21 protein-coding genes are annotated in these 20169 nt (G+C 73.9%); 14 read left to right on the top strand and 7 right to left on the bottom strand.

Going from position 1 to position 20169, the window contains the following annotated elements; translation table 11 throughout:
- The first annotated feature begins 117 nt into the window (after positions 1-117).
- From OSR43_RS10545 to OSR43_RS10560, 4 genes are all read left to right on the top strand, one after another.
- Positions 118-1800, top strand: coding sequence for a long-chain-fatty-acid--CoA ligase (locus OSR43_RS10545; RefSeq protein WP_302271470.1), 1683 nt, complete (start codon positions 118-120; stop codon positions 1798-1800).
- Positions 1801-2221: 421 nt separating this feature from the next.
- On the top strand, positions 2222-3799 hold the full coding sequence (lnt, locus tag OSR43_RS10550; protein ID WP_302271473.1) for an apolipoprotein N-acyltransferase: 1578 nt from the start codon (positions 2222-2224) through the stop codon (positions 3797-3799).
- Entirely contained in the window at positions 3796-4551 is a 756-nt protein-coding gene (locus OSR43_RS10555) for a polyprenol monophosphomannose synthase (protein WP_302271475.1), read from the top strand. The genes lnt and OSR43_RS10555 overlap by 4 nt, the downstream gene beginning before the upstream one ends.
- The gene (locus OSR43_RS10560) at positions 4551-5069 is read left to right on the top strand and encodes an FxsA family protein (protein ID WP_302271477.1); all 519 of its coding nucleotides are present in this window, start codon (positions 4551-4553) and stop codon (positions 5067-5069) included. Before OSR43_RS10555 ends, OSR43_RS10560 begins: the two co-directional genes overlap by 1 nt.
- 28 nt (positions 5070-5097) lie before the next feature.
- Here the strand turns inward: OSR43_RS10560 and OSR43_RS10565 are convergent, their stop codons facing one another.
- From OSR43_RS10565 to OSR43_RS10580, 4 genes are all read right to left on the bottom strand, one after another.
- Positions 5098-5484 (bottom strand): RNA polymerase-binding protein RbpA, encoded by a 387-nt coding sequence (locus OSR43_RS10565; RefSeq protein ID WP_154614289.1) that lies wholly within the window; start codon positions 5482-5484, stop codon positions 5098-5100.
- 293 nt (positions 5485-5777) lie between these two features.
- Positions 5778-7127 (bottom strand): MFS transporter, encoded by a 1350-nt coding sequence (locus OSR43_RS10570; protein WP_302271481.1) that lies wholly within the window; start codon positions 7125-7127, stop codon positions 5778-5780.
- Positions 7124-7936, bottom strand: a complete 813-nt coding sequence (locus OSR43_RS10575) for a glycerophosphodiester phosphodiesterase (protein WP_302271482.1) — start codon at positions 7934-7936, stop codon at positions 7124-7126. Before OSR43_RS10575 ends, OSR43_RS10570 begins: the two co-directional genes overlap by 4 nt.
- A 55-nt stretch (positions 7937-7991) precedes the next feature.
- Complete coding sequence (locus tag OSR43_RS10580; protein WP_302271484.1) at positions 7992-9524, bottom strand: UDP-N-acetylglucosamine 1-carboxyvinyltransferase; 1533 nt, start codon at positions 9522-9524, stop codon at positions 7992-7994.
- Positions 9525-9624: 100 nt separating this feature from the next.
- On the opposite strand from OSR43_RS10580, the gene OSR43_RS10585 reads away from it, so the two are divergent.
- The gene (locus OSR43_RS10585; RefSeq protein WP_302271486.1) at positions 9625-10653 is read left to right on the top strand and encodes a zinc-dependent alcohol dehydrogenase family protein; all 1029 of its coding nucleotides are present in this window, start codon (positions 9625-9627) and stop codon (positions 10651-10653) included.
- The gene (locus tag OSR43_RS10590) at positions 10650-12329 is read left to right on the top strand and encodes an alkaline phosphatase D family protein (protein WP_302271488.1); all 1680 of its coding nucleotides are present in this window, start codon (positions 10650-10652) and stop codon (positions 12327-12329) included. Before OSR43_RS10585 ends, OSR43_RS10590 begins: the two co-directional genes overlap by 4 nt.
- A 113-nt stretch (positions 12330-12442) precedes the next feature.
- Here the strand turns inward: OSR43_RS10590 and OSR43_RS10595 are convergent, their stop codons facing one another.
- Positions 12443-12583 carry a hypothetical protein gene (locus tag OSR43_RS10595; protein WP_302271490.1) on the bottom strand — a complete coding sequence of 47 codons (141 nt, stop codon included), beginning with the start codon at positions 12581-12583 and terminating at the stop codon, positions 12443-12445.
- Between the two features lie 140 nt (positions 12584-12723).
- Between OSR43_RS10595 and OSR43_RS10600 the strand changes: the two genes are divergently transcribed.
- From OSR43_RS10600 to OSR43_RS10620, 5 genes are all read left to right on the top strand, one after another.
- Positions 12724-13533 carry an alpha/beta fold hydrolase gene (locus tag OSR43_RS10600; RefSeq protein WP_302271492.1) on the top strand — a complete coding sequence of 270 codons (810 nt, stop codon included), beginning with the start codon at positions 12724-12726 and terminating at the stop codon, positions 13531-13533.
- Positions 13534-13589: 56 nt separating this feature from the next.
- On the top strand, positions 13590-13985 hold the full coding sequence (locus tag OSR43_RS10605) for a PPOX class F420-dependent oxidoreductase (RefSeq protein WP_302271494.1): 396 nt from the start codon (positions 13590-13592) through the stop codon (positions 13983-13985).
- A 109-nt stretch (positions 13986-14094) separates the two neighbouring features.
- On the top strand, positions 14095-14970 hold the full coding sequence (locus tag OSR43_RS10610; RefSeq protein ID WP_302271496.1) for a hypothetical protein: 876 nt from the start codon (positions 14095-14097) through the stop codon (positions 14968-14970).
- Positions 14971-15055: 85 nt separating this feature from the next.
- On the top strand, positions 15056-15952 hold the full coding sequence (locus tag OSR43_RS10615; RefSeq protein WP_302271497.1) for an LLM class F420-dependent oxidoreductase: 897 nt from the start codon (positions 15056-15058) through the stop codon (positions 15950-15952).
- The gene (locus OSR43_RS10620) at positions 15949-16410 is read left to right on the top strand and encodes a nuclear transport factor 2 family protein (RefSeq protein WP_302271499.1); all 462 of its coding nucleotides are present in this window, start codon (positions 15949-15951) and stop codon (positions 16408-16410) included. The genes OSR43_RS10615 and OSR43_RS10620 overlap by 4 nt, the downstream gene beginning before the upstream one ends.
- A gap of 7 nt (positions 16411-16417) precedes the next feature.
- Here OSR43_RS10620 and OSR43_RS10625 read toward each other — a convergent pair whose 3' ends face one another.
- Complete coding sequence (locus OSR43_RS10625) at positions 16418-17233, bottom strand: SDR family oxidoreductase (protein ID WP_302271500.1); 816 nt, start codon at positions 17231-17233, stop codon at positions 16418-16420.
- Positions 17234-17314: 81 nt separating this feature from the next.
- Positions 17315-17647 carry a hypothetical protein gene (locus tag OSR43_RS10630; RefSeq protein ID WP_302271501.1) on the bottom strand — a complete coding sequence of 111 codons (333 nt, stop codon included), beginning with the start codon at positions 17645-17647 and terminating at the stop codon, positions 17315-17317.
- A 137-nt stretch (positions 17648-17784) separates the two neighbouring features.
- On the opposite strand from OSR43_RS10630, the gene OSR43_RS10635 reads away from it, so the two are divergent.
- The 3 genes from OSR43_RS10635 to OSR43_RS10645 are packed head-to-tail and all read left to right on the top strand — an operon-like array spanning position 17785 to position 20133.
- Positions 17785-18396, top strand: a complete 612-nt coding sequence (locus OSR43_RS10635) for a sulfite oxidase-like oxidoreductase (RefSeq protein ID WP_302271502.1) — start codon at positions 17785-17787, stop codon at positions 18394-18396.
- Complete coding sequence (locus tag OSR43_RS10640) at positions 18393-19106, top strand: FAD-binding oxidoreductase (protein ID WP_302271505.1); 714 nt, start codon at positions 18393-18395, stop codon at positions 19104-19106. Before OSR43_RS10635 ends, OSR43_RS10640 begins: the two co-directional genes overlap by 4 nt.
- Before the next feature lie 43 nt (positions 19107-19149).
- Positions 19150-20133 carry a glycoside hydrolase family 26 protein gene (locus OSR43_RS10645; RefSeq protein ID WP_302271507.1) on the top strand — a complete coding sequence of 328 codons (984 nt, stop codon included), beginning with the start codon at positions 19150-19152 and terminating at the stop codon, positions 20131-20133.
- Positions 20134-20169 lie beyond the last annotated feature (36 nt).

The following is a 20169-nucleotide window of genomic DNA, read 5'->3' on the forward strand; positions in this document are numbered from 1 at the left end:
GGACCCGTGTGTGGCCCGCGCCGCATGCCCGCCCCGACGTCGCGCACCCTCGCGTCCCGGAACCGCGCCGCGGCGTAGCGTGACGGCGCCGACAGCAGCCGCTCCAGGAGGACGACAGTGACGACCGAAGCACCCCGGTGGGCCGACTCCTACGCACCCGGGGTGCCGCTGCGGCTGGACCACCCCGACCGCTCCCTCGTCGACCAGCTCGAGCTGACCGTCGCGCGGCACGGAGCCCGGCCCGCGCTGGACTTCCTCGGCCGCACCACGACGTACGCCGGGCTGGCCGAGCAGGTCGAGCGGGTCGCCGAGGGGCTGCGGCGGCTGGGCGTCGGGCGCGGCGACCCGGTCGCGCTGCTGATGCCGAACTGCCCGCAGCACGTCGTCACCTTCTTCGCGGTGCTCCGCCTCGGCGCGGTGGTGGTCGAGCACAACCCGCTCTACACCGCCGAGGAGCTGCGGGCGCCGTTCCGCGACCACGGGGCCCGCGTGGCCGTCGTGTGGGACAAGGCCGCACCGGTGGTCGAGGCGCTGCGCGACGGCTCCGCGCTCGAGCACGTCGTCGCGGTCGACCTCACCGCCGCGCTGCCGCTGGCCAAGCGGGTCGCCCTGCGGCTGCCGGTCGCCAAGGCCCGCCGGGCGCGCGCCGAGCTGACCGCCGCCGCGCCGGGCACGGTGCCGTACGCGCGGCTGGTGGCGTCGGACCGGATCGCCGCCGACCATCCGCGCCCCACGCCCGACGACGTCGCCCTGGTGCTCTACACCTCCGGCACCACCGGGACGCCGAAGGGCGCCGAGCTGACGCACCGCAACCTGATGGCGAACTGCGTGCAGGGCCGCGCCTGGGTGCCCGGCCTCCGGGAGGGGGAGGAGACCTTCCTGGTCGCCCTGCCGCTCTTCCACGCCTACGGCATCACGATCTCCCTGCTGGCCGGCGTGCTCCTCGGCGCCCGGCTCGTGCTGCTGCCCAAGCCCGACGTCGACCTCGTGCTCGACGCCGTCCGCCGCCGGGTGCCGACCTTCGTGCCGGCCGTCCCGCCGCTCTACCGCCGGATCGCCGAGGAGGCCGAGCGGCGCGGCGTGTCGCTGCACGGGATCCGGTACGCGCTGTCCGGGGCGATGCCCCTGCCCGCCGACCTGGTCGAGCGGTGGGAGGCCGCCACTGGCGGGCTGCTGGTCGAGGGCTACGGCCTCACCGAGACCTCGCCGGTGATCGTCGGCAACCCGATGTCGCCGGCCCGGCGGCCCGGGGCCATCGGGGTGCCGTTCCCCGACGTCGACGTCCGGGTCGTCGACCGCGACGACCCCTCCCGCGACGTGCCGCTCGGCGAGCCCGGTGAGCTGCTCGTCCGGGGTCCGCAGGTGTTCGCCGGGTACCGCGGGCGGCCGGAGGAGACCCAGGCTGCGTTCCACGACGGCTGGTTCCGCACCGGCGACGTCGTGACGATGGCGCCCGACGGCTTCCTCACGGTGGTCGACCGGGTCAAGGAGCTGATCATCACCGGCGGCTTCAACGTCTACCCCAGCGAGGTCGAGGCGGCCCTGCGCGAGCACCCCGACGTCGCGGACGCAGCGGTGGTGGGGGTGCCCGACGGCTCGGGCAGCGAGCAGGTCGTCGCCGCGGTCGTCGCGGCCCCGGGCGCCGTCCCCGACCCCGCCGACCTCGAGGCACACGCCCGCCGCACGCTCACGGCGTACAAGGTGCCGCGCAGGTTCGTGGTCCTCGAGGAGCTGCCCACCAACCCGATGGGCAAGGTCCTGCGCCGGGAGGTGCTCGCGCTGGTGCGGTCCGCCGTCTAGACGGCTGGACCACTGGCGCGGACCAGTGGGCGTGTCGCGGCGGCGACACGCCGAAAGGGTGAGGTTTTCGGCGCCGATCGCGAGCGGACGGGCCCGCCTCTGACCTGCTCCTTTGCGCGTCGGTGCAGGTCAGCGCGCGGTTGACAGGCACCGCCGCCGCCGGTGAGTGTGTCCCGTCCGCCCAGGCACAGCGTGGCCTGTGGACCGACGTCCGAGTGACCGGGCCGGGGGGTGTGGTGCCCAACACCGCTCCGGCCTTGTTCGCGGAGGTCGGTCCGCACCACGAGGTCGGACGCGGAGTGACCCCGAGCCCCCTAGACAACTTCCCGGCGCCTGCACCCAGCGGTGGCCCGGATGGCCCGAAGGGACTCGGGGGCACTCCGCTGCCCGCCGCTCAGGCCGGCCGGATACGGTCGGGCTCGTGCTGAAGCGGTGCCTCGTCGCCCTCGTGGCCGGTGTCCTCCTGGCCCTGGCCTTCGAGCCCGTCGCCGCGGCGTACGTCGTGCCCGTCGCGGTAGCCGGCTTCGCGGTGGCCACCCGCGGCCTGCGGGCCCGCTCGGGGTTCCTCGTCGGACTGGTCTTCGGGGTCGCGTTCTACTTCCCCCACATCCACTGGATGACCGCCGTCGGCACGGACGCGTGGCTGGCCCTGGCCGGCGTCGAGTCGGTCTTCTACGGCCTGCTGGGCGCCGCCGCGGCGTACCTCCACCGGCTGCCAGGCTGGCCGGTGTGGCTCGCGGCGGCCTGGACGACCACCGAGGTCTGGCGCAGCGGCTGGCCCTTCAGCGGCATGCCCTGGGGTCGCCTCGCCTTCGCGGTGGCCGACACCCCGGTCGCGCCGGCCCTGGCCTACGTCGGGATGGTCGGGGTCAGCTTCCTGCTGGCTCTGCTGGGCTTCCTGCTCGCCGCCGCCCTCCTGGCCCTGGCCCGGGCCCGCGACCGGGGGGCCGTGCGCGCCGCGGTCGTCCTGGCCGCCGTGGCGGTCCTCGCCGTGCTGCCGGCCGCGGTGCCCTACGACGTGCCGTCCGCCGACCCCGCTGGGTCCGGCGCCGACACGGTCACGGTCGCCGCCGTCCAGGGGGACGTGCCCGGCCCCGGCAACGACATCCTCTATGACTACCGCGGCGTCACCGACAACCACGTCGAGGCCACCGTCGCCCTGGCCGAGGACGTCGCCGCGGGCGCCATCCCGCCACCCGACCTCGTCGTCTGGCCCGAGAACTCCACCGCGGTCGACCCCTTCGCCGACGCCGCCACCAACGCCGGGATCCGCCGGGCGGTGGACGCCGTCGGCGTCCCGGTCCTGGTCGGCGCGATCGTCGACGCCGGGCAGACCAACGTGCTCAACCAGGGGATCGTCTGGGACCCGGTGACGGGGCCGGGGGAGCGGTACACCAAGTGGCACCCGGTGCCGTACGGCGAGTACATCCCGTTCCGCGAGTTCTTCACCGGCCAGTTCGGGCGCCTCGCGATGATCCCCCGCGACATGATGAGCGGCACCCGCACGACGCCCCTGCGGATCGCGGGGACGACCGTGGCCGACGCGATCTGCTTCGACGTCGCCTACGACGACGGGATCCACGCGCAGGTCCGCAACGGCGCGGAGCTGCTGACGGTCCAGACGAGCAACGCGACCTTCATCGAGACCGACCAGATCGACCAGCAGTTCGCCATCACCCGGCTGCGCGCGATCGAGACCGGGCGCAACGTCGTCGTGGCCGCCACCAACGGCGTCTCGGGGATCATCGGGCCCGACGGCGAGGTCGTGTCCAGCGCCGCGCCCCGCACGCAGGAGGTGCTCGTCGCCGAGGTCGGGCTGTGGTCCGGCACCACGCCCGGTGTGCTGCTCGGCCCCTGGGTCGGGTGGCTCAGTGCGATCGCGACGGGTGTCGGCCTGGTCGCGGCGGTGCTCACGTATCGTCGGAGACGGGAGACGCCCGCACCCGCCGGTGAGCCGGTCGCGGTGCAGGGGAGCGAGGAGCAGGAGAGGGTGCGGTGAGCCAGCCACGGGGCCGCGTCGTGATGGTCGTCCCGACCTACGACGAGGCCGAGAACATCGCCTGGATCGTCGAGCGGCTGCGCGCCGCCGAGCCCGACGTTCACGTGCTCGTCGTCGACGACTCCTCACCCGACGGCACCGGCGACATCGCCGACCGGCTCGCGGCCGCGGACGACCACGTGCACGTGCTGCACCGCACCGAGAAGGCGGGGCTCGGCGCGGCGTACCTCCACGGCTTCGCCTGGGCGCTCGAGGAGGGCTACGACGTCATCGGCGAGATGGACGCCGACGGCTCCCACCAGCCCGAGCAGCTGCACCGCCTGCTCGACGCGCTCGAGGACGCCGACCTGGTCATCGGCTCGCGCTGGGTCCGGGGCGGGTCGGTGGTCAACTGGCCGCTGCGCCGCGAGGCGCTCTCCCGCGGGGGCAACCTCTACGTCCGGCTCCTCCTGGGGATCTCGGTCCGCGACGCCACGGCGGGCTACCGGGTCTTCCGGCGGCAGACGCTCGAGAAGCTCGACCTCTCCGCGGTCCGCTCGACCGGCTACGTCTTCCAGACCGACCTCGTCGCCCGCACCCTCGGCGCAGGGCTGCGGGTCGTCGAGGTGCCGATCGAGTTCGTGGAGCGCGAGCGCGGCGACTCGAAGATGAGCGGCGCGGTCGCCACCGAGTCGCTCAAGCGGATCACCCAGTGGGGCCTGGCCGAGCGCCGCGCCCAGCTGCGGCGGGCCTGGCGCCGGAGGCGGCCCTGATGGCGAGCCCGCACCCCGCTGCCCGTACGTCGCGCCGCCGGCGGTGGACGCTGCTGCCGCTCGTGCTGTTCGTGGCGGTCCCGCTCGCGGAGATCTACGTCCTGATCCAGGTCGGCCAGGTGATCGGCGCGTGGTGGACGATCGTCCTGCTCGTCCTCGACAGCATCCTCGGCAGCTGGCTGATCAAGCGCGAGGGCGGCCGCGCCTGGGCGGCGCTGCGCACGACGCTCGCCTCGGGGCGGATGCCCGCCCGCGAGATCGCCGACGGGGCGCTCGTGCTCATCGGCGGCACGCTCATGCTCAGCCCCGGTTTCGTCTCCGACGCGTTCGGGATCCTGCTCATCCTGCCGGTCACCCGGCCGTTCTTCCGCCGTCTGCTGACCTCCGTCGTCGCCCGGCGCCTCGTCATGGCCGGCCCCGGCGGTCCCGGCTTCCCGCGCACGCCACGTCAGGGCCCCGGAAATGGCGGACGCCCCGGACCAGACGTGGTCCGGGGCGACGTGGTGGACGAGCCCTAGCCGGAGGTCAGGGCTGCGGCCGGAGCGCTCAGGCGCTGGCCTTGCGCTTCTTGGCGTTGGCGCGGTGCAGGTGGGCCGGGCCGATCTCGCCGCCGCGCAGCAGCTCCAGGCGCTCCTTGAGGATGTCCTCGAGCTCCTTCTCCGAGCGGCGCTCGAGCAGCATGTCCCAGTGGGTGCGGGCGGGCTTCTCGGCCTTCTCCTCCGGCAGGATGCCGGCGGTGCTCAGCGCCTCGGCGCCACAGCGCGGGCACTCCCACACGGCGGGGATGTCGGCCTCGACCGACATCGTGATCTCGAACTCGTGGCCCTGCTTGCAGCGGTACCCGACCTGCTGGCGGGCGGCGAACTCGATGCCACGCTCGTCCTCGAAGCTCTGGCCTCCGAGCCGCGCTCCACGAAGTGTGCGCTCAGCCATGGAACGCCTCCCGTTCTGGTATCAGCCATTGACAACTCGAAGTGTTCAACGGTACTGAGCCGCCCAAGATTCCGACAATCGAGCGGCGTCGGTCACTCGGTGCCCCAACCGCGGGGACTGCACACGGTGCGGCGGCGGGTCGGGGGAGTGGCGGGGCGCGGAAGATCCATCGGCTGGCCGATGGAACTCCCGGTTGGCCGCTGAAGTTTCATCGTCCAACCGGGAGCTTCATCGGCTGGCCGCTGAAGCTCCCCGACGCCGGACCGATGCCGGCCGCGCGCCCGGCGGGGCGATCAGGCGACCGCGGGCATCCGGTTGCCGGCGTCGCGGATGCCGCGGGCGGTGTCGACGCGGGCGAGCAGCAGGCCGCCGACGACGAAGAACAGGATCAGCGCGAAGATCGCCGGGCGGTAGGAGTCGGTGAACTGGTAGACAAGGCCGAAGACCAGCGTCCCGAGCCACGAGGTGCCGCGCTCCATGGCGTGGTAGAAGCTGAAGTACTCAGCCTCCTTCCCGCGCGGGACGAGCAGGGAGAAGTACGAGCGCGCCAGCGCCTGGGTGCCGCCGAGCACCACGCCGATGGCCGCTCCGAGCAGCAAGAACGGCACGAGCGCTCCGTCGGGGATGAAGATGGCCGCGGTGACGATCAGGCTCCACACGGCCAGGCCGGCCAGGATCACCTTCTTGGCGCCGACCCGCACCGCCGCTCGACCGAAGAGCAGGGCGCCGAAGACCGCGACCAGCTGGACCAGCAGGTAGGTGCCGAGCACGGTGCCGGTCTCGAAGCCGAGCTCCTCCTCGCCGTACACCGCGGCCTGGCCGATGACGGTCTGGATGCCGTCGTTGAAGAACAGGTACGCCAGCAGGAACGTGACGGCGACGGGGTACTGCCGCAGCTCGCGCAGCGTGACACAGAGCTGGCCGAAGCTGCGCTGCACCACGCCGCCCTCGACCGGCTCGACGTCCGCAGGCGGGTGGTTGCGCAGCCGGGCCCAGGGGATGAGCGTGAACCCGGCCCACCACACCGCCGCGGAGAGCATGCTCAGCCGCACCGCCATCCCCTCGGTGAGCCCGAAGGTGTCGTGGGCGCTGACCACGACGAAGTTGACCGCGAGGAGCAGCCCGCCGCCGGCGTACCCGAACGCCCATCCGCGCGAGGAGACCCGGTCCCGCTCGTGCTCGTCGGAGATCTGCACCAGGATCGCGTCGTTGACGACGGCCGCCGCCCCGAAGCAGACGTTGGCGACGAGGAACGCCGCGACCCCGAGCTGCCAGTTGTCCTCGGTGACGAAGAACAGCAGCGCCCCCGCCGCCGCCCCGGCCCACGCGAAGCCGGCCAGCAGGTCCTTCTTCCGCGACGTCCGGTCCGCGACCGCGCCGAGGAGCGGCAGCAGGACGGCGGCCAGCAGCGTGGAGGCGGTGATGACGTACGCCGGCAGCGACCCGGGCGCGAGGCTGAGCCCGAGGAGGGAGACCCGGTCGTCGACCGCGTCCTCCTCGGCGACGGCGATCAGGTAGGGCCCGAAGAGGACGCCGGCCACCGTGGTGGCGAAGGCGCTGTTGGCCCAGTCGTACCAGTACCAGGCCCGCTGCTCGCGCGCCCGGCTGAGCGGCTCGAGGTCGGCGATCGGGGTCGGGTTCACGTTCGTTGCCTCCACTGTCCTCGGCGGACCAGCACGTCCAGCAGCACGTCGGTGCGGTCGGTCATCAGCCCGTCGACCCCGCGGTCGAGCAGGAGCTCCATCTCGTCGGCCGCGTCGATGGTCCACACGTGGACGTGCAGCCCGGCGGCGTGCGCACGGCGCACCAGGCCGGGGGTGGCCACGACCCACCGGCCGCGACGGTGGGGGACCTGGAGGGCGGCCGCGCGGCCCCGGGTCACCAGGTCGGCCAGCCGCCCGCTGGGCAGCAGCCGGAAGGCGGCGATCTCGGCCGGCGTCGCCGCGGTCGCGACGCGGCCGCGGGTCAGCGCCCGGAACCGTCGCATCCGCGCCTGGACGAAGGAGCCGACGAGCACCCGGTCGTGCGCGCCGTGCTCGTCGAGGAAGCGCGCCAGCGCGTCGGCGGCGCCCTCGGACTTGAGGTCGATGTTGAACCGCGCGTCGGGGAACGCCGCGAAGAGCTCGGCCAGGGTGGGGACCTGCTCGCGGCCACCCACCCGCGCGTGTCGCACCTCGGCGTACGACATCTCCTCGATGACGCCCTCGGCGTCGGTCACGCGGTCGAGCACGGCGTCGTGGAAGGCCAGCAGCACGCCGTCGGTGGTGACGTGGACGTCGGTCTCGAGGTAGCGGTACCCCAGGGCCACGGCGTGCGCGAACGCCGCACGGGTGTTCTCCAGCCCCTCGATCTCGGGGTGGTAGGCGCCGCCGCGGTGGGCGAAGGCCAGCACCGTCCCCGGCGTCGCGAGCACCTCGTCGAGGTAGGCCCAGCCGGTCCGAGGTGCGGTCACCGGAGCAGTATGGCCGCCCCGGTGACCGCCGCCGCGCTCACGTCGCCCGGTCGGCTCAGATGTCGCGGAAGGACTCGATGTTGGCGCCCAGGAGGTTCAGGCGCTCGGCGAGGTCCTCGTAGCCACGGTGGATGACGTAGGTGCTGCGCAGGACCGAGGTGCCCTTCGAGGCGAGCATCGCGAGCAGGATCACCACGGCCGGGCGGAGCGCCGGGGGACACATCAGCTCGGCACCCGAGAACGACGTGGGGCCCTCGATCATCACCCGGTGCGGGTCGAGGAGCTTGACCCGGCCGCCGAGCTTGTTGAGGTCGGTGAGGTAGATCGCGCGGTTCTCGTAGACCCAGTCGTGCAGCAGCGTCTGCCCCTGCGCGACCGCCGCGATGACCGCGAAGAACGGCAGGTTGTCGATGTTCAGGCCCGGGAACGGCATCGGGTGGACCTTGTCCAGCGGCGCGTGCAGCACCGAGGGGTGCGTGGTGATGTCGACGAGCCGGGTCTGGCCGTTGAGCGCGACGTACTCCTCGGAGCGGTCGTAGGAGAAGCCCATCTCCTCGAGCAGCGCGAGCTCGATCTCGAGGAACTCGATCGGCACCCGCTCGATGGTGATCTCGGACTGCGTGACGATCGCGGCGGCCAGCAGCGACATCGCCTCGATCGGGTCCTCGCTCGGGGCGTAGTCGACGTCGACGTCGATCTCGCGCAGGCCGGTCACGGTGAGCGTGGTCGAGCCGATGCCCTCGACCTGCACGCCGAGCTTCTGCAGGTAGAAGCAGAGGTCCTGGACCATGTAGTTCGAGGAGGCATTGCGGATGACCGTGGTGCCCGGGTGGAGGGCGGCGGCCATCAGGGCGTTCTCGGTGACGGTGTCCCCGCGCTCGGTGAGCACGATCGGGCGGCCCGGCTCGATCGCCCGGTTGACCTGGGCGTGGTAGGAGCCGTCGGTCGCCTTGACCTCGAGGCCGAAGGGCCGCAGCGCGGCCATGTGCGGCTCGACGGTGCGGGTGCCGAGGTCGCAGCCGCCGGCGTAGGGCAGCTCGAAGGTGTCCGCGCGGTGCAGCAGCGGGCCGAGGAACATGATGATCGAGCGGGTACGGCGGGCAGCGGTCTCGTCGACGGCACCGAGCTCGAGCTCCCGCGGCGGGACGATCTCGAGGTCGTTGTCGGCGTTGAGCCAGGTGGTCTGCACGCCGAGGCTGTTGAGCACCTCGAGCAGGCGGTTGACCTCCTCGATCCGCGCGACCTTGCGCAGCGTGGTGCGGCCGCGGTTGAGCAGCGAGGCGCACAGCAGCGCGACGCCGGCGTTCTTCGAGGTCTTGACGTCGATCCGGCCCGAGAGGGTGGTGGGGCCGGTGACGCGCAGGTGCGTCGGGCCGGCGCCCAGCGCGACGATCTCGGAGTCGAGCGCGGCACCGATCCGCGCGATCATCTCGAGGGAGAGGTTCTGCTGGCCCTTCTCGATGCGGTTGATCGCGCTCTGGCTCGTGGAGAGCAGGTCGGCCAGCTGGTGCTGGGTGAGTCCCCGGTGCTTGCGGGCGTCCCGGATGAGGTTGCCGATGCGGCCCTTGTAGTCCTGGGTCTGCGTCATGCCGACCACGGTAACTCACATGTGAGATAACGCCATCTCGGCCGGTTCGGGCGTGTCGGACGGCGTGGAGGACCAGCCGGACGGGGTGCAGGATGGCGCCATGCGCGCGACGACCATCCACGGTCCCGGTGACATCCGGTTCACCGACGTACCCGATCCGACCATCATCGAGCCCACCGACGCGATCGTCCGCGTCACCGCGTCCTGCGTGTGCGGCTCGGACCTGTGGCCCTACCGCGGCGAGAGCCCGATCACCCCCGGCGACACCATCGGCCACGAGTGCATCGGCGTCGTCGAGGAGGTCGGCAGCGAGGTGCGCGACATCACGGTCGGCGACCTCGTCGTCGTGCCGTTCGACCACTGCGACGGCACCTGCGCCCACTGCCTCGCCGGCGTGCACTCGGCGTGCGTGGAGCTCGGAATGACCACCACCGGCCAGGCGGAGTACGCCCGTGTCGTGCACGCCGACGGCAGCCTGGTCCGCGTCGACGGTGGGAAGGGCGGGGCGCCGGACCCGGCCCTGGTCCCGTCGCTCGTCGCGCTGTCCGACGTGATGCCGACCGGCTGGCACGCAGCCGTCTCCGCCGGCGTGAAGGCCGGCGACACCGTCGTGGTCGTCGGGGACGGTGCCGTCGGCCTCTGCGGCGTCCTGGCCGCCTCGGTCATGGGCGCCGAGAAGGTGGTCGTCATGTCGCGCCACGAGCCGCGCCAGCGGATCGCCACCGCCTTCGGCGCCACCCACGTCGTCGCCGGGCGCGGCCGGGAGGGCGCCGCGGCGATCAAGGAGATCACCGCCGGGATCGGGGCCGACGCCGTCCTGGAGTGCGTGGGCACCGACCAGGCGATGGGCACCGCGTTCGCCGTCGCCCGCCCCGGCGCGACCGTCGGGTTCGTCGGCGTGCCGCACGGGGTGGAGCTCCCGGTGGGGCGGATGTTCCAGAAGAACGTCGGGCTGGCCGGCGGGATGGCCCCTGTCCGCCGCTACCTGCCCGAGCTGCTCGACCTGGTGCTCAGCGGCACCATCGACCCCGGCCGGGTCTTCGACCTCACGCTGCCCCTCGACCAGGTGGCCGACGGCTACCGCGCGATGGACGAGCGCCGCGCGATCAAGGTGCTGCTGCAGCCGTGAGCCACCTCCGGCTGGGACCGCTGCTGCGGTTCGTCGACGAGTCCAGCGCGACCGTCTGGGTGGAGACCGAGCACGCCGCACGCGTCACCGTGCGGGCCGGCGCGGCGTCGGGGGAGGCCCGCACGTTCGCCGTCCACGGGCACCACTACGCGCTGGTCGAGGTGACCGGTCTCGAGCCCGGCACCCGCACGCCGTACGTCGTCGAGGTCGACGGCGACCAGGTGTGGCCGCCCGCGGACAGCCCGTACCCGCCGTCGGTGATCGGCACGATGCAGGCCGGCCGGCCGCTGCGGATGCTCTTCGGATCCTGCCGGGTCAGCGTCTCCCACGACCAGGCGGGCAACGACCTGCACGGCGTCGACGCCCTGCGCGCCTACGCGCTGCACCTGGCGGGGGACACCAGCGCCGGCGTCGCCGACCACGAGTGGCCCGACCTGGTGCTGTTCCTGGGCGACCAGGTGTACGCCGACGACACCAGCGACGAGATGAAGGAGTTCATCGAGCAGCGACGGGACCCCGAGCAGGCGCCGTGGTACGAGCTCCAGGACTACGAGGAGTACGCCCACCTCTACCGCCTGGCCTGGGACGACCCGGCCAACCGCTGGCTGCTGTCGACGCTGCCGAGCGCGATGATCTTCGACGACCACGACATCCGCGACGACTGGAACACCAGCGCCGACTGGCGCGCGGAGATGGAGGCCACCGACTGGTGGCACGGCCGCGTCGTCGGCGGCCTGGGGTCGTACTGGGTGCACCAGCACATCGGCAACCTGAGCCCGGCCGAGCGCGCCGAGGACCCGCTGTGGCAGCGGATCACCTCCTGGGACGGTGAGGACGAGCTGGACGCGACCGCGGAGGTCGACGCGCTCGCCGACCGCGCCGACCAGGCGCCGGACAGCTACCGCTGGAGCTTCTGCCGCGACTTCGACACCCAGGCCCGGCTGGTCGTCGTCGACTCGCGCGCGGCCCGCGTGCTCACCCCCGACCAGCGCTGCATGCTCGACGACGCCGAGATGGCCTGGCTCGACGAGCGGATGCGCGGCGACGTCGACCACCTGCTGATCGGCACGTCGCTGCCGTTCCTCCTCGCGCCGGCGCTGCACCACGCGGAGGCGTTCAGCGAGGCGCTCGCCCAGGGCCGGCTCGGCCGGCTGTTCAAGCCGCTCGGCGAGCGCGCGCGCCAGGGCGCTGACCTGGAGCACTGGGCGGCCTTCCAGGACGGCTTCCAGAAGGTCGGCCGGATGGTCGTCGAGGTGGCCGCGGGGGAGCGGGGCGAGGCGCCCCGGACGGTGACGTTCCTCTCCGGCGACGTCCACCACAGCTACGTCGCGATCGCCGAGCCCGACCCCGCGAGCGGTCGCACCGCGCAGAGCCGGATCGTCCAGGCGGTCTGCTCGCCGATCCGCAACCCGCTGCCGCGGGTGATGCGGGTGGCGACCGCGCTGGCGGCGTACGGCCAGGCCCGGCCCACTGGGCGCCTGCTCGGCGGGCGGGTGCCCCGCAGCCCGCTGCGGTGGCGGCTCCCGCAGGGGCCCTGGTACGACAACAACCTCGCCGTCCTCGAGCTGCGCGAGCACGAGCTGCACATGGCCTGGTCGCGCGGCGTCACCGACGGCGCCCCCGACCGCCCCGCCCTCGAGCAGGTGGCCGCGGTGGACGTGACGTTCCGCGGGTGAGGGAAGCGGGGAGCGGCGGGGGTGCCGGATTCCCCGGGGCCCCGGGGAATCCGGTGCTCCTCAGGGGTTGCAACCCCTGAGAGGTGCCGGTTCTCCCTGAGGAGTCGGGGCGGTCAGGTGCGGGCGAGGGCCCGCGTCGGCTGGCAGTCGCAGGTGTCCGAGCACGCGAGGTAGGTGTGCGCGGCGTGGCCGCACTGGGCGCACGGCAGGTCGTGCGAGATCGGTCGGGCGTTGGTCTGGACGGTGTCCCACATGGTGTTGGCCTCCGAGGTCGTCGTCCCGACCGTAGGCGCCGGCGTACGGCGTGTGGGCCACAACACACCGGCGGTCACCCAGATGGGTCACGCGGACGGTCCGTCCGGACGACCCGGGCCGGCCGCCTAGGCTGCGGTCCGTGAGCACGGAGGAGACCCGGACGGTCCACAGCACCGAGGTCGGCGGTCCCGGCGGCGCTCGGACGGTGTTCCTCCACGGCCTGTTCGGCCAGGGCAAGAACTTCACCCAGGCCGCGCGGGCGCTGGAGCCCGACCTGCACTCGCTGCTGGTCGACCTGCCCAACCACGGCCGCTCGGGCTGGACCGACTCGGTCGACTACGTCGACGTCGCGGACGCGGTGGCCGAGCACCTGCGCCGCGGCTTCGCGGCCGACGGCCCGGTGCACCTCGTGGGCCACTCGATGGGCGGCAAGGTCGCGATGGTGCTGGCGCTGCGGCACCCGGACCTGGTCGACCGGCTGGTCGTCGTCGACATCTCGCCGACCGGCAGCGGCGGCACGGGGGAGTTCGAGCACTTGCTCGACAGCCTCTCGCGGCTCGACCTGGCCGCCGTCGTACGGCGCGCCGACGCCGACCGGCTGCTGACCGCCGACATCCCCGACGAGCGGGTCCGCGGCTTCCTGCTGCAGAACCTCCGGTCCCACGGGCCCGACTTCCGCTGGCAGGCCAACCTGGCGCTGCTGCGTGCCGAGCTGGAGACGATCGGCGGGTTCCCCGACACCTCGGTGATCGGCGGCGAGTCGTTCGACCACCCGGTGCTCTGGCTGGCCGGCGACCGGTCGCCGTACATCCGTCCCGAGCACGACGCCACCATGCGCCGGCTCTTCCCGCGGACCCGCCTGGTCACCATCAAGGGGGCCGGGCACTGGGTGCACTCCGAGCAGCCCGAGGCGTTCGTCTCGGCGCTCCGGGTCTTCCTGACCGCGTAGCGTGGCGAGCGCGTGGGCCGTCCGCGCGCACCGGACGACGACACAGGAGCACCCGCGTGACGACACTGCCCGACGACCTGGTCCAGCTGCTGCGCGGTCGAGCCCTGTGCTTCGTGACGACGTTGATGCCCGACGGGTCACCGCACGTCACCGAGACCTGGGTCGACACCGACGGCGAGCACGTGGTCGTCAACATCGTCTCCACGCACCAGAAGGCCCGGAACATCGCTCGTGACCCGCGGGTCGCCGTCGCGATCGCCGATCCGGACGCGCCGGCTCGGTACTGGGCCGTCCGGGGCCGCGTCGTCCGCACGACGACCGACGGCGCCGCCGAGCACGTCGACGAGCTGTCCCAGCGCTACATCGGCCGGGCGTACCCGGGCTTCGGCGGGTCCGGTGACCGGGTGCTGGTCACGATCGAGGCCGACAAGGTGCACTCGCCACAGAGGTGACCCCTTCCGGCCCCCACCGTCGCCCTGTCCCAGAGTGCCGATAACTGACATTATGTCATGTAGTGCGGATCCGGGCCCCGGTTCGGCGCTCTCCCCGCATGATGGACCCGTGCCGGACGGACGTTCGTGGATCGCCATGCTTCCTCCCCAGCTGTCGCGCCAGGGCGACGCCCTGACCAGGCTGCTGGGCTTCGCCGAGTCCACACCCGCGGTGTCGTCGCTGTCGGTCGGGTGCTCCCTGGGACGCTCGGCGGCCGACGAGTACTCCGACGTCGACGCTGCCGTCGGGGTCGAGTGCCCGCGCGGCGCGGCGGGCGCGGGTCGGGTGCGCGAGGTCGAGTCGGCACTCGTCGACCTCTTCCGCGACGACCTGGTCGACGCCCTGCGGGAGGAGTCGCTCACCGACGCCTTCTTCATCCGACGCCTGTTCGCCCAGCTGCGCGACGGGGTCCAGCTCGACCTGGCGATCATCGCGGAGGGCGAGGTGCGCCGGGGCGACGCCGCGCCCGACTTCGTGCCGCTCCACCGCTCAGGCAGTCCGGACAGGAAGGACTGGAAGGACTCGCCGGCGGCCACTTTCGTCAGCGCCGAGCAGGTCACCACCTGGGCCTTCCGCGGGTGGCGTGCACTCCTGGACGTCGACAAGCACCTGCGTCGGGGGTCCGCCTGGGAGGCCCACCACCGGCTGCACGAGGCGCGGGAGCAGGTGTGGGCACTGTGGGCGGCGGCGAGGGGTGCGACCTACCCCCAGCACGGGCTGTCCCAGGTCCTCGATCTCGGCCTCGACCCGACCGATCTCCCCCGCGGCGTCGACGCCTCGGTCGCGGGGCTCGGGCTCGACGACCTCCGAACCGCTGCCCTCGCCTGCGCCGACGCCCTCGACGACGCGAGCAGGCAGGCGGCCGCCCACTGCTCCGCGACCCTGCCTGCCGGGCTCGCGGCCTGGGCGCGGCGAGTCCTGGTGCCGGGGTCCGAACGACCCTAGGACGACCCCGGCAGCGCGCTCCCCCGCTCCCGGCCAACGGAACTCCCCAGCACGCCGGGGGGCGCAGCCCCTAGCGTCCCGGACCGTGGCCGACCCCCTGGAGTACGCCGTCATCGCACCCGTCGGCGCCGGGACGACCGCGGACCCGGCGTGGATCTCCGCCTTCGCCCGTCACGTCGAGGCCTGCGGCTTCGGGTCGCTGGTCGCCGTGGAGCACGCGGTGATGATGAGCCGGTACGACAGCGTCTACCCGTACGACGCCTCCGGCCGCGTCGAGCTGCCGGCCGACTGCCCGATCCCCGACCCGCTCGAGCTGCTGGCCTTCCTCGCCGGTCAGACCACCACGCTGGGCCTGGCGACGGGCGTGCTCGTCCTGCCGGTGCACCACCCCGTCGTCCTCGCGAAGCGGCTCGCCACGCTGGACGTGCTCTCCGGCGGCCGGCTCCGCCTCGCGGTCGGCATGGGCTGGATGCGTGAGGAGCTCGAGGCCTGCGACGTGCCGTTCGAGGCACGTGGCCGCCGCGCCGACGAGCAGATCCGGGTCATGCGCGCCCTGTGGGCGGACACCTCGGAGCAGGGGGTCGACCACGACGGCGAGTTCTTCTCCTTCCGCGGGGCCGTCAGCCGGCCGCGGCCGGTCCGCGGGACCGTGCCCGTCCACATCGGCGGCCACTCCCGGGCGGCCGCCCGGCGAGCGGGCCGGCACGGCGACGGCCTGCAGCCGCTCGGCGTCGCCGGCGAGGAGCTCGCGGGCCTGGTCGCGCTGATGCGTTCCTCGGCCGAGGAGGCCGGCCGCGACCCCGACGCCCTCGAGCTGACCCTCGGCCACCTGGTCACCCGGATCGACCAGGGCCGGGCCGAGCGCCTCGCCGCGCAGGGCGCCGACCGGCTGGTGCTGGCGACGAGCGGGACGACCGACCTGGCGCAGGCCTGCGACGAGCTCTCCGCGTGCGCCGAGCGGCTGGGCCTCCGGGCCCGATGACCGCCCTCTCCGTCGAGGACCGCCTCGACCTCCTGGATCTCGTGCACCGCTACGCGGCGTACGTCGACGAGCGGGACGGCGCCCGGGCGGCCGACCTGTTCACCGAGGACGGCGTGCTGGCCTCCCCCGCGCCGCCCGCGTCGCTCGACCCGGTCGTCGAGGCCGTCGGGCGCGACCGGCTGGCGGCGGCGTTCGGCCAGCTGGCCGACCTGCCGGTGACGGTGCACGCCGTGACCGGCGTGGTGCTGGACCCTGTGGGAGCCGACGCGGCACGTGGGCGGGTGACCGTCTCCGCGCACCACGTGAGCGAGCGCGCCGGCGAGCCCACCGACCTGGTGTGGCACGTGCGCTACCTCGACGACTACCGGCGCACGCCGGTCGGCTGGCGCTTCCGGCGCAGGGAGCTGCACCTCGACGTCGTGGAGTCCCGCCGCATCGCCCGCGCCCGGGGGCTCTGAGCGCCGACTAGTGCTTGGTCGCCAGCCTCGACGTCGCCCGGCCGACCAGCCCGGTGCGCCCCGGTGCGACCCGGGCGGCCAGGTCGAGCACCCGGGCGTCGGGGCCGACGACCATCCGGGCGCGGTCCCGCTCGATCGCCTTGACGATGGCCTTGGCGACGCGCGACGGCGGCGGCACCAGGGCCGACAACCGGGAGCTGCCGAGCCTGCGGATCCGCTCCCCCTCGGCGCCGCGGGCACCGCTGGTGATGCCGGTCCGGTGGGTGCCCGGGAAGATCGCGCTGACGCCGACGCCCGTCGTCACCAGCTCCCCGCGCAGCCCCTCGGTGAAGGACCGCACCGCACCCTTCGTCAGCGCGTACGCCGCGTTGTGCGGCAGGCCGAGGAGCCCGGTCATGCTGGAGACGTTGACGATGTGCGCCTCGTCCTGGGCCAGCAGCGTCGGGAGGAACGCATGGCAGCCGTGCACCACGCCCCACAGGTTGACCCCGACCATCCAGCGCACGTCCTCGAGCCGCTCCTCGGCGAAGGCGCCCGCGGAGGTGACCCCGGCATTGTTGACCAGCACGTGCACCGCGCCGTGCGCGGCGAGGACCTCGTCGGGGAGCTCGCCCACCCGCTCGGCGTCCGAGACGTCCGCGAGGTGGGTCGAGGCGCTGACACCGAGCCGACGCACGGCGTCCGCGGTGGTCTCGACCCCACCGGGGCTGACGTCGACGAGCGCCAGGTGGCAGCCCCGGGCCGCCAGCCGCTCGGCGGTCACCCGGCCGATCCCGCTCCCCGCGCCGGTGACGACCGCGACCCGACCGGCCAGCTGCTGCATGCGACTCCCCCGTGGCTGCGTACGTCCGTCCCCACCCGCACGGGTCCAGAACTAGAACGTGTTATACCAGCAGGCCGCGGCTCACCCGTCCCGGCGCCGCCGCGCGGCCGCCGTCCCCTCGAACTGGCGCGCGCTGCGCCGCACCAGCCCCTCCGCCGCCGCCGGGTCGGCCTCGTAGGTGTCCAGCAGGGCCCGCGCCCCGGCGCTGACCGCGTCGTCGGGTCCGGCCGTGGGGGTCCCGGACGACTCGGCCGCCAGGAGCGCCGACTGCATCGCGTTGCGGACCGCCTCCCTGCCCACGGCCAGCCGGAGCTCGCCGCCCGCCGTGCCGCGCAGCACGAGCTCCCGGGCCCGCTCGTCGTAGGAGACCCGTCCCGCGGTCGCCGCGCGGAGCCGTCCGTCGAGGTCCTCCACCACGTCCTCCCGACGCCGGGCGCGGTCCGGGCCGGCGCCGCGCGAGCCTCGACCGTACGGCGCGCGGAGGCGCCGTGTCCCGGAACCAGCGCCTCCCTAGACTTCCGGTGAACCGACCGGACCACCGAGGAGGACCCGTGCCCGTCACCCGTGGCTTCTTCCGCAAGCGCGACGAGGGCCCCGCCGGGCGACTGCCACCAGGGCAGTACGACACCGGCAGCAGCTGGCCGGTCCTGACCGCCGAGGCCGCGCCCGACCTGGCGCCGGCCGACTGGCGGATCAGCGTCGACGGGCTGGTCGAGGCGCCGAGCACGTGGACCTGGGACGAGGCGCACGCCCTGCCCGGCTCGACGTACACCGGCGACATCCACTGCGTGACGACGTGGTCGAAGTTCGACATGACCTTCCGCGGCGTCAGCGTCGACGACCTGCTGACCGCCGCACGCCCCCGGCCCGAGGCCCGCTTCGTGCTGGCCCACTCCAGCACCGGCTACACCACGAACCTCCCCCTCGACGACGTCACCGGCGGGAAGGCCTGGGTGGTCTGGGAGGTCGACGGGAAGCCCCTGTCGCGCGAGCACGGCGGCCCCGCGCGACTGCTCGTCCCGCACCTGTACTTCTGGAAGTCCGCCAAGTGGGTCTCCCGGCTCGAGCTGCTCGCCGAGGACCAGCAGGGGTTCTGGGAGCGCAACGGCTACCACGACCGCGGCGACCCCTGGCGCGAGCAGCGCTACCAGGGCGACGCGTGACCGGGATCGAGGCGGTCACCCCTCGCGCGACGGAGTGGACGACCGGCACGATCATCACCAAGGAGCAGCCGACGCCCGACCAGGTCCGGCTGCGGCTGCACGTCGAGGACCGCCAGCGCCACGACCCCGGCCAGCACTACGTGGTGCGGCTGCGGGCACCGGACGACTACACCGCCCAGCGCTCCTACTCCGTCGCCTCCGACGGCGAGGACCCGCTCCTCGAGCTGCTCGTCGAGCGCCTGCCGGACGGGGAGGTCTCCGGCCACCTCGCGGACGTCGCCGAGGTCGGGGACGTGCTGGAGGTCCGGGGGCCGATCGGCCGGTGGTTCCGGTGGGACGCCCGCACCCCGGCGGTCTGCCTGGTCGGCGGGACCGGGGTCGTGCCCGCGGTCGCCATGCTCCGCACCGCGCGCCGGCTCGGCCGCACCGACCTGCTCCGGGTCGCCGCGGTGGGCCGCTCCCCCGAGCACCTGCCGTACGCCGCGGAGCTGGCCCGCGCCGGCGCCCTGGTCGCCTACACCCGTCACGACGCCGGCGACCGACCGGCGGGACCGCCGCGGCCCGACGAGCTGGCGCCGCTGGCCGAGGGCGCCGAGGTGGCGTTCATCTGCGGGTCGCCGCGCTTCGTCGCGCTGGCCACTCCCCTGCTGATCGGCGCCGGCGTCGACCCCACGACCATCCGCGTCGAGCAGTTCGGCGCGACCGGCTGACCGCGCGGACGTCCATCCCGTGCTCCCCACCCCGGAGGTACCGGTGCCTGCTCGCCCGCGGCTGCTGCTCCCGACCGCCGTGCTCGCCCTCGTGGTCGCCGTGACCGGCAGCGTGCTGGACCCGGCCGCGGCCGGCGGCAGGCCGACGAAGCCCTCCGCTCCCGCACCGCCCGCGGACCGGACCCTCGGGCTCGCGGTGGCCGGAGCTCCGACCGACCTCTCCGAGGTCGGCGCCCTGGTCGGACGGACGGGGATCGCCGTCGACCAGGTGACGTTCTACGCGGCGTGGGCCGGTGGCGGGGACTTCCCCGCCGCGGACGCAGCCCGGATCGCGGACGCCGGCGCCGTCCCGGAGCTCACGTGGGAGCCGTGGGACCCCGCCGCGGGTGTGGACCAGCCGGCGTACGCCCTGGACCGGATCGCCGCCGGGGACCACGACGCCTACCTGACCCGGTGGGCCCGGCAGGTCAAGGCGTGGGGACGGCCGATCGTGCTCCGGTTCGCCCACGAGATGAACGGCACGTGGTACCCGTGGGCCGAGGGCGTCAACGGCAACGGCCCGGGCGACCACGCCGCCGCCTGGCGGCACGTCGTCGACGTCTTTCGCCGCGCGAAGGTCATCAACGTGACGTGGAGCTGGTCGGCCAACGTCCCGTTCCCCGGCTCCACCCCCCTGGCCGCGCTCTACCCCGGCGACGCCCACGTCGACCGGGTCGGGCTGGACGGCTACAACTGGGGCACGACCCAGCCGTGGTCGACCTGGCAGTCCTTCGCCGAGGTGTTCGCCCCCGGGGTCGCCGAGCTGGACGCGATCAGCGGCCGCCCGGTCCACGTGACCGAGGTCGGGGCGCCGGAGGGCGCCGGAGGCGACAAGGCCGCCTGGATCACCGACATGTGGTCGTGGCTGGGCGCGCACCCCGAGGTGCGGGGACTCACCTGGTTCTCCCTGGCCAAGGAGGCCGACTGGCGCGTGGACAGCTCGGAGGCCTCCCTGGGCGCATGGGCCGCCGGCGCCCGGGTCTTCTGACCCCGCGACTCCTGACCCCGGGCATCCGGCCCCGGC

This window comes from Nocardioides sp. Arc9.136, assembly GCF_030506255.1.
Classification (GTDB): domain Bacteria; phylum Actinomycetota; class Actinomycetes; order Propionibacteriales; family Nocardioidaceae; genus Nocardioides.